General features: G+C 57.0%; 14 protein-coding genes. All 14 read left to right on the forward strand.

Features of this window, described 5'->3' with window-relative positions; genetic code table 11:
* Nucleotides 1–2 precede the first annotated feature (2 nt).
* The 14 genes from AADB16_RS14790 to AADB16_RS14855 all read left to right on the forward strand — a co-directional run bounded on the left by AADB16_RS14790 (nt 3) and on the right by AADB16_RS14855 (nt 10753).
* Nucleotides 3–971 (forward strand): replication protein O, encoded by a 969-nt coding sequence (locus AADB16_RS14790; RefSeq protein ID WP_410804373.1) that lies wholly within the window; start codon nt 3–5, stop codon nt 969–971.
* A complete protein-coding gene (locus tag AADB16_RS14795) occupies nt 961–1638 on the forward strand; it encodes a DUF6475 domain-containing protein (protein ID WP_410804375.1) in 678 nt (225 codons plus the stop codon). The genes AADB16_RS14790 and AADB16_RS14795 overlap by 11 nt, the downstream gene beginning before the upstream one ends.
* Complete coding sequence (locus tag AADB16_RS14800; protein ID WP_410804377.1) at nt 1635–2003, forward strand: hypothetical protein; 369 nt, start codon at nt 1635–1637, stop codon at nt 2001–2003. The genes AADB16_RS14795 and AADB16_RS14800 overlap by 4 nt, the downstream gene beginning before the upstream one ends.
* Complete coding sequence (locus AADB16_RS14805; protein ID WP_410804379.1) at nt 2000–2311, forward strand: hypothetical protein; 312 nt, start codon at nt 2000–2002, stop codon at nt 2309–2311. Before AADB16_RS14800 ends, AADB16_RS14805 begins: the two co-directional genes overlap by 4 nt.
* Before the next feature lies 1 nt (nt 2312).
* Nucleotides 2313–2672: a nuclease domain-containing protein gene (locus AADB16_RS14810; protein ID WP_410804381.1), complete on the forward strand. Its 360-nt coding sequence runs from the start codon at nt 2313–2315 to the stop codon at nt 2670–2672.
* Nucleotides 2669–2893, forward strand: a complete 225-nt coding sequence (locus AADB16_RS14815) for a hypothetical protein (protein WP_410804382.1) — start codon at nt 2669–2671, stop codon at nt 2891–2893. Before AADB16_RS14810 ends, AADB16_RS14815 begins: the two co-directional genes overlap by 4 nt.
* A complete protein-coding gene (locus AADB16_RS14820) occupies nt 2883–3110 on the forward strand; it encodes a hypothetical protein (RefSeq protein WP_410804383.1) in 228 nt (75 codons plus the stop codon). The genes AADB16_RS14815 and AADB16_RS14820 overlap by 11 nt, the downstream gene beginning before the upstream one ends.
* Nucleotides 3107–3502 (forward strand): DUF2570 family protein, encoded by a 396-nt coding sequence (locus AADB16_RS14825; protein ID WP_410804384.1) that lies wholly within the window; start codon nt 3107–3109, stop codon nt 3500–3502. Before AADB16_RS14820 ends, AADB16_RS14825 begins: the two co-directional genes overlap by 4 nt.
* A gap of 280 nt (nt 3503–3782) precedes the next feature.
* Entirely contained in the window at nt 3783–4310 is a 528-nt protein-coding gene (locus AADB16_RS14830; RefSeq protein ID WP_410804386.1) for a DUF1441 family protein, read from the forward strand.
* A complete protein-coding gene (locus AADB16_RS14835) occupies nt 4307–6397 on the forward strand; it encodes a phage terminase large subunit family protein (protein ID WP_410804388.1) in 2091 nt (696 codons plus the stop codon). Before AADB16_RS14830 ends, AADB16_RS14835 begins: the two co-directional genes overlap by 4 nt.
* The gene (locus AADB16_RS14840; RefSeq protein ID WP_410804390.1) at nt 6379–6759 is read left to right on the forward strand and encodes a Mor transcription activator family protein; all 381 of its coding nucleotides are present in this window, start codon (nt 6379–6381) and stop codon (nt 6757–6759) included. Before AADB16_RS14835 ends, AADB16_RS14840 begins: the two co-directional genes overlap by 19 nt.
* 6 nt (nt 6760–6765) lie before the next feature.
* Complete coding sequence (locus tag AADB16_RS14845) at nt 6766–6999, forward strand: primosomal replication protein PriB/PriC domain protein (RefSeq protein WP_410804392.1); 234 nt, start codon at nt 6766–6768, stop codon at nt 6997–6999.
* Nucleotides 6996–8636 (forward strand): phage portal protein, encoded by a 1641-nt coding sequence (locus AADB16_RS14850; RefSeq protein ID WP_410804394.1) that lies wholly within the window; start codon nt 6996–6998, stop codon nt 8634–8636. Before AADB16_RS14845 ends, AADB16_RS14850 begins: the two co-directional genes overlap by 4 nt.
* Before the next feature lie 98 nt (nt 8637–8734).
* Nucleotides 8735–10753, forward strand: coding sequence for a ClpP-like prohead protease/major capsid protein fusion protein (locus tag AADB16_RS14855; RefSeq protein WP_410804396.1), 2019 nt, complete (start codon nt 8735–8737; stop codon nt 10751–10753).
* Nucleotides 10754–10761 lie beyond the last annotated feature (8 nt).

Here is a 10761-nt window from a genome sequence, read left to right on the forward strand (position 1 = left end):
CCATGAGCACCATCGAATTACTCAGCCGCCCTATTGCCTTCCATAGAGCCTACGTTGATCTGGGCCTGGGCATTACTGGCGCCCTGATGCTTTCCCAGTGTGTGTACTGGAGAACCCGAACCAGCAACCCAGAGGGCTGGTTCTACAAGTCACAGGCCGAATGGCAGCAAGAAACAGGCATGGGCCGTCGCGAGCAGGAGACGGCGCGCAAGCGTCTCGTTCAGGCCGGGTTTCTTGAAGAGGATCGCCGTGGCGTTCCGGCCAAGCTCTATTTCCGAGTGAATACTGAGGCGCTGGAATCGGCTCTAGCCGCACTGGTTGTCAGTATGGCGGAATCCGCCAATCAAGAATGTACGGGTAAGCCTTCCAGTATGGCGGAAAGCGCCATTCAAGAATGTACGAAAGCGCCAAACAGTGCTGGCGGAAAGCGCCAATCTATTACAGAGATTACTACAGAGACTACCTCAGAGATTACGGCAGAAAGAACGTCCGGACCTGATCGGCCGGACTCGATTCAGCCGCCTTCGAATGAATCTGACCAAGACGCCCCAGAACCATCCCGACCAAACGCAGCGATCCAAAGCGGAAAGCACTGGGGCACTGCCGAGGATCTTATGCTTGCTGACGGCATGTGGAGTGATCTGGCCGGCCAACTGGGTGATGACAGCCCCCGCCAGCCGAACATGGCTGCATGGGCAAACAGCGTTCGCCTGATGCGAGAGCGCGATGGTCGCAAAATTATTCACATCAACGCCCTGTGGCACTGGTGTCGTCAGCACACGTTCTGGTCAGCCAATATCCAGAGCCCCGCCAAGCTCCGAGAAAAGTGGAGCCAGCTGGCCATGCAGCGCAAACAGGAACGCGAAATTCCCAAATCCAACGACATCGAATCACACAACCGCGAAGTGGGCATGAGCTGGGCTCATCGCCGCAGTGGCAGCACCGGGGAGACCATCAACCATGAACGATAACAATCGTGTTGAGTTCCAGGAGGTCTGGACGGCCACCTACGCCATGTACCGCCAGCGGGTTAGCGACTCCATGCTTGATCTGTCGTTCGGCGCATTGGCCCCGTATAGCATCGAGGACGTCCGAAAGGGGATCACTGCCCACATCCGCAACCCGGACACTGGCCAGTTCCCGCCAAAGCCTGCAGACGTCATCAAACACATCTCCGGCAATAGTCAGTCAGCCGGTGGCGAGGCGTGGGCCAAGGTTGACCGGGCAATCCGCTGCGTTGGGAATTACCGGTCCGTAGTGTTCGATGATCCCCGCATCCATGCCGCCATTGAGCGCTTGGGTGGCTGGCCAAAAATGTCTCTGACCGACGAGAAAGAATACCCATTCCTGAGAAACAACTTCCTGAAACTGTACCAGGGCTTCACCGTCCAGCCGCCAGCGGTTTATCCGCGAAAGTTAGTCGGTACCAGTGAGCACCAGAATAGCAATCACGATTCCTTTGAGCGGGGGCGCCCACAGGATGAGCCGGTAATGATCGGAGACCCAGAGCGCGCCAAATTGGTTTATCAGGGTGGCGGTGATCTGGGTGTTGCTCAAATACATCAGCAAGGCACACAGACCTTTCTTGGGTCGGCCATCGATGAGCAGGTTAAGCGGCTAGGTGGTGGCGCGGCATGAATCATCACGCAAGAAGACTCAGAGCCCGCCAGGCGGCTCAGGATTACATGGCTGGCGCAAAGCTCCGGCGCGACTCCGAACAGTTGTCGGACAAATCCCTGGCAAAGAAGTTCGCCTGTAATGAAGGGACCATCAAGCGGGTTAAGAGCTGTATGCCCGTTGGCGTGCTGGTCGAGGAAGATCAGAAGCTTATCCGCCTGTGTGCCCGGGAGAAGGTAGAGCTCGACCAGCGGGTGGCCCGATTGACCAAAGAGGCACTGTGTTACAGGCATCAGGTAAGCCGTGAAGCGATTGATATTGAGCTGGACCTGATGGGCTTCGAGAGCCCGAAGGCTAAGCGAAAGAAGAAGGCAGCCACCGCATGAAGAAGCGTTCAGGGCCATCACTCCGAAAAGAGAAGCGACCCCTGAAGCGCTGCCCGGAATGCAACGGGCGCGGTGTTGTGAAGCCCATGTTCTATGAGCTGCCCTGCGATTACTGCCATGCCTCTGGGATTGTCGACAAGGAAACTGGAGAGGGGGTGGCATTGGATGTGCTGGTTATGCAATTGCGCTTACGCCTGAACGAGCGTGAACAGGAGCTGGCAGAGTTGCGGGCAAAGCTTATGGGCCTAACAGGCAGCGAAAGGACCAATAGTCACGGCGCTGGTGGCTCAAATTATCGGGGAGATTGACGTGCTAACTCGAAAGACTGCCCTGCGCAGCAAGACTCAACTGAAGGCGACAACCCCAAAGACGAGCAAGATCCGCCAGAGCGCCAAGGGTGAGCATTGCCTGGTGAGGGTGCCCGGTGTGTGTAACGGCAATCCTGCCACCACTGTACTGGCGCACCTTAATGGCGCCGGAATTGGGTGTAAGCATAGCGACCACAAAGCTGCGTATGCCTGCTCCGCATGCCATAGCTGGCTGGATGGCGGGTACGTGCAAAGCGGTTATGGCCGAACAACCCGTGATTTATGGCATCTGGAGAGTGTGATTCGCACACAGGACAGGCTTATTAATAAAGGACTTATTCAGGTTACGGGTGGTGCGTGAGGCCTGAGCACGTTGCAGCTAACCGCCTGATCGACATTGCCCTAACCGGCAAGCGTAAGACATACCGCGCTGAGCTGGACAAGATCAGGGCGGGGAGCAGTGCGGTGGCTTATGACAACATCGTGAGGCTGGCAGCCATGCAATACAGGATGCAAACACAGGACCACAGATACATGAGTTGGCGTGCTGAGTGGATGAGGCAAAACCGGAATGACAACTGAACACCCAAACCTGGAGCGCTACTGGCTACACCGCCGGTCAATGGCTTACATCAGCCTTGCCGCACTGCTCTCGATCATGATCGCCATGTTCGCCGGCCGCATTCAGGTAGCTCTGCTTCCGCTTGCAGAAACACTGTGCTGGGTGTTCTGCGTGAATCTTCTTTACTACTACGGCGGCAATGCTGCCGAGGTATTAGCCAAACGAGGTAGACCATGATCTCACCGTTAGTGGGTAAAGCCCTGCCCTATATCATCAGCGTTGTGGTGCTGCTTGGCTCAGCTATGGCTGGCGCAATCTGGCTACTGATGCAGGAGCGCGACAGCCTCAACCAGAGCGTGGGCACGCTTGAGCAGACAAACAAACAGTACACCGAAACCATTCAGCTGAACGCCACAGATTACGATGCACTCCAAGCAGAGCTCCAGCTACGTGATTCCCTGGTATCCCAGGCACTCCAAGCCCAGCAGCAAGCCGAAAGGAAAGCCAATGAGACAGCCGAACGCCTGCGCAAAGCCCTGCAGAATGACGCCTGCGCTAACACTCGTCACCCTGATGCTGTTACTGACAGCCTGCGCCGCCAGCCCACCGGTAGTAAGGACGAAGACTGAGTATGTCTATCCGCCAGCTGCACTCATCCAGCCAACACCGGCGCCCTACTACACCGGGCAGGTGTGGGGCGATGTGGCAGAACATTGTGTTCGTGTTGAGTCCGCCCTCGATCAATGCAACTCGGACAAATCTGCGCTGCGCGATTGGGAATCAGTCGGCAAAACTTCGCGTCAAAAAAATGGCAAAGGTACTCCTGAGCCTTAGCGCTGTACGGGGGCGCGGAATCGCGAGATTCGAGAGTTTTTGCAAAATCATAGGGTTGTTGTTGGGGTCTGGCCGGTGAAGCAAGTAGTGCGGTTATCCAAAGCTGAACAACTGAGGCGCTTGAACAAATCCGAGCTAGCGGAATTCTTCGGAGTTTCTGTCCAGGCGGTTGACGGCTGGTGCCGGCGAAACTGTCCGGTGATTGAACGCGGCGCACCCGGCAGGCCTTGGGCCTTCGATGCCGTGGAAGTTGCCAAGTGGCGGTTTGGAGTGAAGGACGCCCCGGAAGGAGTTGACCCAGATGAGATGCTGCCAACCGATCGTAAGGCTTGGTACGAATCTGAAACCAAGCGCCGGGCCCTGCAAGTGCAAGACCGGGAGCTGATACCGGCGGGGGAAGTGGAACGGGTGGTGGCCACCGCATTCAGTGCCATTGCCCAAGGTCTGCGCAGCCTGCCGGACAACATTGAACGCCGCACGGGTTGTACGCCCGACATCGTGGAAGCCATAGATCTGGCACTGGATGCAGAGATGAGCGCTCTGGCAGACAAGCTAACGGAGTTGGTTGCATTGGATCTCGACGAAGAGGCAATGGAAGCATGAGCAGCTACGGCGCAGCCCTACCCATCATCACCAGCGCCGCCGAAGCCTTCAGGCCAGCCCGCCGCGTACCCGTTGCGGATGGCGCTGCAGAAACCTTGCGCATTGTTCAGCCAGGCGGTTACACGGGCTTCTGGTCAGCATCCGAAACCCCCTACATGGTCGAGCCCATGAACATGCTGGCCAGCCGCAAGCACGAAGCGGTCGTGTTCGTTGGCCCTGCACGTTCCGGGAAAACCATGGGCCTCTTGGACGCCTGGGTAACCTACGCAGTCACCTGCGATCCCGGCGATATGCTGGTCGTCCAGATGACCCAGGACAAAGCGCGAGACTACTCAAAAACCCGAATCGACCGCGCCATTCGCCACAGCCCGAAAATGGCCGAACTGCTCAGCCTGCGTGGGCAGGACGACAACACTCACGACAAACTGTTTCGCCATGGCATGTGGCTCAAAATCGGCTGGCCTTCAGCCTCGCAGCTGTCATCGAGCGATTATCGTTATGTGGCCCTGACCGATTACGACCGAATGCCCGACAACGTAGACGGCGAAGGCTCCGCTTACCAGCTCGGCTTGAAGCGCACCACCACCTTTCTCAGCCGTGGAATGTGCATGGTGGAATCCTCACCTGGTAAGCCCATCACCGATCCCAACTACCGGCTGGAAACAGAGCACGAAGCGCCACCCGCTGGCGGCATACTCGGCATCTACAATCGTGGCGACCGGCGCCGTTATTACTGGCCATGCGCTCACTGTGGTGAGTTCTTCCAGGTAAAACCCGGCCTTGAGTTATTCGCCAGCCTGCCCAGTGAAAACGACTTGCTCAAACTGGTTCGCAGTGCCGACCTTTCTGCAATGGCAACCGAGCATGCAGTCGTGTTCTGCCCCCAGTGTGGCTCAGGATCTGACTCTCGAGAGAAAAACCGTATGCTGCAGGCGGGCGACTGGTTGCGAGATGGCCAAGAGATCAGCAAGTCAGGAATTAAATCAGAAGGCGGCATTCACTCCAGTATTGCCAGTTACTGGCTTGGCGGCGCAGCAGCTGCTTACCAATCTTGGAACAACCTGCTTCTTCGCTACTTACAGGCATTGCGCAGCTACTCCACCGCCGGAGATGAGGAATCCCTTCGCGTAACCATCAATACAGACCAGGCCATGCCCTACCTGCCCATGGCAATCCGTGAAGAATCACAGCGCGGCGAGCTGGCGGACATGGCCGAAGAGTTTGAGCGCTATGTGGTGCCAGAAAACGCCCGTTTCCTGATCGCCAGCGCAGACGTTCAGGGCGGACAGAACGCCCGCTTTGTTGTTCAGGTTCACGCCTTTGGCCCGCACATGGAGCAGTGGCTGGTGGATCGCTACGAAATCAAGGACAGTGCCCGACCGGGTGCTGGCGGCGAGTTTGCCCCCATCGATCCAGCCAGCTATCCAGAAGACTGGGACATGCTCACTCAAAAGGTACTGAAATCCACCTACCGCACCACCACCGAAGGGCAGGAACTGCGAGTGCGTCTTCTGGTGGCAGACTCAGGCGGTGAAGACGGCGTAACCGAAAACGCCAAGCGCTGGTGGCGTAGGCTGCGCCGCGAAGGCATGGGCGACAAAGCCCGGCTTTACAAAGGCGGAAGTTCAGCCGGTGCTGCAATCCTGAAACGCACCCGCATCGGCAGCGAATCCCGCAAAGACGTTCACCAGCTGCTGTGCAACCCTAACCTGCTCAAAGACGCCATATTCAACGCCAGCCGAAGGGCAACCAGCGGCACTAACCGCTTGCACTTTCCCACCTGGCTGGGTGCGTTCTTCTGGGACGAGATGCGCGCAGAAATCCGAGAGGCCAACGGCAAGTACCGGAAGATCCGCAAACGCAACGAAGCCATTGACCTGTGCGCCATGATTTGGGCCGGAGCCCTGCACCTGGGCGTTGATCGCATCAACTGGGAAAACCCGGCCCAGGCATGGGCCAAACCCATCGAACACAACTCCGAGCGCGTGACCACCGACGAGCGCCGGGCCATGAAACCCGCACAAAAAACACGCACGGCCCCGAAACCCCGCGGCCTTGGAAAATCTGATTGGAGTGGACGACTGTGATTAGCGCCCTGAATTGCGACACCGATACGGCCGTAGAACTGCACCGAATCCTCACCGCATCCATTATCCGTAGCTTTTCACTCACAGAATCTGCAGCGGCCGTGTTGGCGGATCAGATAACCATTGAGATGCGCCGTGAGGCTGGCGGCGGGCCAATCTATATACCGGCCCCACTGAGAGAAGTTCGAAATGCCCAGATCCGGGCGGACTTTAGAGGCAACAACCACGACGAACTGGCGGCAGAACACGGCATCTCTCGACGACAGGTTGAGCGGATCATTTCGAATAACTGCGACACTTCGCATCTAAAAATGTCGGAAAGCATCCGGCAAAATCTGGCACCAGACATCCAGATTAGGTAGGACACAATGACGACGCCAACAGCTTCAGAAATGCTCGCAAAATATCTGGCAGCAGAAGCTGCTGTGCTTCAAGGCCGTGAGATTCAGTTTGAAGGCCGAAGGGTTTCAAAGTCCGATTTGCCCGACATCATCAAGGGCCGCAAAGAATGGGAGCAGCGCGTTATCGCTGAGCGCCGGCGCGCATCCGGTGCGCCCACTATTGGTGGCCTTGGTTTCTCGGTAGCGAGGCTGGATCGATGAGTAAAAACACACCTACCGCTGCAAACAGAGTAGTTAGCCGGATTACTCCTTTGGCCGACCGAATAGCGAGCCAGCTAGCCCCCGTCGCTGACAGAATCATTCACCGCATAAGCCCGGTTCCAGATGGTCTCGTTATGTGGCTGAACCCCGAGGCAGGTCTAAGGCGACAAAAGGCCCGTCAAATACACAACCTTCAGTCGTCCTACGAAGCAGCCAAACCAGACCGCACCCGCAAGTTTCGCCGCGATACCGGTGGCCCAAACGTGCAGACACAACAGGGCGCCGTGGCCATCCGAAACCAAGCCCGGCACCTGGAACAAAACCACGACATTGCCCGAGGCATACTGCGCACCCTGACCACCAACATTGTTGGCCCCAAAGGCATCGGCATTGAGCCTCAGCCTCGCACCAAAGATGGCAAAATCCACAAAGACTACGCAGCAGCCCTGCTAGAAGCATGGCGAGACTGGCAAACCAAGCCAGACGTTACCGGCCAGTACCACTGGGCCCGCATCCAGCGCATGCTTGTAAAGACCTGGTTGCGCGACGGTGAATCCTTCGCTCAACTGCTGACCGGCCCGGTACCGTTACTGGATCACGGCACCCGAATTCCGTTTTCTCTGGAAATCTTCGAGCCCGACATGGTGCCGTTTTCCCTGAACGATACCCGCCTGGGCGTTCGCCAGGGCATCGAGCTGAACGCCTGGGGGAAGCCTCGTGCGTACTGGGTGCACAAACAGCATCCGACAGACGGCATCGTCATGATGTCCAGCAACAACGTAAAGCGGATTGCAGCTGAGAAGATCCTGCACATCACATCAACCGATCGTATCGGGCAGATTCGTGGCGTGTCCGAATTCGCCAGCGTCATCACCCGGCTGGAAGACATCAAGGATTACGAAGAATCCGAGCGGGTCGCGGCCAAGATTTCGGCCATGCTCACTGCTTACGTTAAGCGCGGCAATCCGGAGATGCTGGATCCGGATACCTTACCCAGAGACTCAGAGGGCAACATCTCTCCACGAGAAATCAGCATGCAGCCCGGCACGATCGTTGACACCTTGGAAGTGGGTGAAGAGATTGGATTGATTGATTCCAAGCGCCCGAACCCGAATCTGATCACCTTCCGCCAAGGCCAACTGAAAGCGCTGGCTGCTGGTGTAGGTGCGTCATACAGCACCATTGCGCGCGACTATAACGGAACATTCAGCGCACAGCGTCAAGAGCTCATCGAGCAATGGGGCAACTACGCAACCCTGACCGACGAGTTCGTAGGCAATATCGTTCAGCCCGTGTGGGAAGCTTTCGTTCGTGCGGCAGACTTATCCGGTGTCGTACCCATGCCCAAAGGCCTGAAAGAAGGCACAGCCGACGACGCACTATTCATTGGCCAGTCCATGCCTTGGATCGATCCACTGAAAGAAGCCAATGCCTGGAGCGTTCTGGTTCGCGCTGGCTTTGCCTCTGAAAGTGAAGTCATGCGTAAGCGAGGTGTTAACCCGATCGATGTACTCGACCAGGTTCAGAAGTTTCGAGAAGAAAGCGTTGAGAGAGGCTTGGTGTTCGACTCAAACGCAGCCTGGAAGCTGGCGGTGGATAAGGAGCTGAATGAAAACGATGACGAACCCAACTCCTAGCCAAAAACTGATGACCTAAAATTCGCGACATTTCATATCTAAAAATGTCGCGACACCTCTGAGAAGCTGACAGCATCCAAAAACCAAGGGATGCTGTCATGCCTTCCAAGCACAACCCCTTTTCGATCAAGGCCCTCGCTAACGCTTCTGTCGAGATTTTTATCTATGGCGACATTGGCGATAGCTGGGACGATGAAAGCACCGAGGCCGCCACGTTTGTTAAAGAGTTGGCTGCCCTAAAAACTGACGCAATCACCCTGCGCATTAACTCCCCCGGCGGGTCCGTTACTGACGGCTTGGCCATTTACAACGCGCTCAAGCGTCATCCTGCCACTGTCACCACCGAGATCGACGGCCTAGCCGCCAGTATTTCCAGTCTAATCGCCATGGCCGGAGATACCGTGAACATGGCCAGCAACGCCCTGTTTATGGTTCACGCCCCTTGGGGCGGTGCTTACGGGAACTCTACCGATCTGCGAGACATGGCTGATGTCATGGACAAGTTCGCCAGTGCTATGGCCGCAGGCTATGCAGACGGCACCGGCAAAGACGCGACCGAGTTTATGGCCATGATGGCTGACGGCAAAGACCACTGGTTTACCGCCGCCGAAGCAGAAGCTGCGGGCTACGTGAACCAGGTAACCGAAGCCCTGCCAATCGCAGCCAGCATCGAAAAGACGTTCGACCTCACCCGCTTCCCAAAATTCGCAAAGCAAACCCCAACAGCGGTAACCGCCGCACTCGAAACTGAGGAACCAGCTATGCCTGATCCCGTAAAGAAGCCGGCGGTTGACCCGCAGGCCAAGGCCCCCACTGAGGCCGAAATCCGCGCCAAGCTGCAGGAGGAAGAAGTTACCCGCCGCGAAGGCATCAACGCCAAGTTTGCCATGTTCAAAGGGCGTGAAGATCTGGCCGAATTGAAAGCAGCTTGCCTCGATGACTTCAAAGTCACAGTTGACCAGGCTGGCGAAAAGATTCTAGCCAAGCTAGCGGAAGGTTCTGAACCAGTACAGGGCCGCATCACCGTGGTTGAAGACGAGCGCGACGTTAAGCGTGCTGCTGCTGTTGAGGCCATCATGGCTCGCGCCGGTGTTGTTGGCGTCAAAGCAGACCGTAACAACCCGTACCGTGGTCACAAGCTTCTGGATATCGCCAAGGACTCCTTGGAAGCCTCAGGCTCAAACACTCGTGGCCTTGACCAGATGAAAATCGTGGCCAACGCATTCACTCAGGGCACTAGCGACTTCCCGGTAATCCTGGAAGAGGCAATGCACAAGACGCTGCAGGCCGCTTACGCCTCTGCATCTGACACCTGGTCTCGCTTCTGCGCCACCGGTTCCGTGAGCGACTTCCGTGCGCACAGCCGTTACCGCCTGGGAAGCTTGGGCAACCTTGACCGCCTGAATGAGCACGGCGAATACAAGCAAAAAGCCATTCCCGATGCCGAGAAAGCCAGCATCCAGGCTGACACAGTGGGCAACATCATTTCACTAACCCGTAAGGCGATTGTGAATGATGACCTTGGCGCCTTTATTGGCCTGTCCAACATGCTTGGCCGCGCGGCTGCACGCACTATCGAAGCTGCGGTATACGCTCTGCTGGCTGAGAACAGTGGCAAAGGCCCGACCATGGATGACGGCAAGAGCCTGTTCCATGCAGACCACAAGAACATCGGCGCCGCCGGCGCTCTTTCTGTCGCAACGCTTGAAGCCATGCGTGTATTGATGGCTGGCCAAAAAGACATTGGTGGCAATGACTTCCTCGACCTTCGTCCTGCAAACCTGCTAGTGCCGATGGGCCTTGGCGGTAATGCCCGCGTTATCAATAGCGCTGAGTACGACCCCGACACCAGCGGCAAGATGCAGCGCCCGAACATGGTTCGCGGCCTGTTCTCCGATGTGATCGATACCCCACGCCTGAGCGGTACCGGCTTCTACACCTTTGCTTCTCCCGCGGAAGCACCGGTTATCGAAGTTGCATTCCTCGACGGCAACCAAGAGCCCTACCTCGAAATGCAAGAAGGTTTCGACGTAGATGGCACCAAGTACAAAGTGCGCCATGACTTCGGTGTGGCCGCGCTGGACTACCGCGGTGCTGCTTACAACGCTGGCGCATAAGGAGAACT

The organism is Marinobacter sp. KMM 10035 (genome assembly GCF_046537445.1).
Taxonomy (GTDB): domain Bacteria; phylum Pseudomonadota; class Gammaproteobacteria; order Pseudomonadales; family Oleiphilaceae; genus Marinobacter; species Marinobacter sediminicola.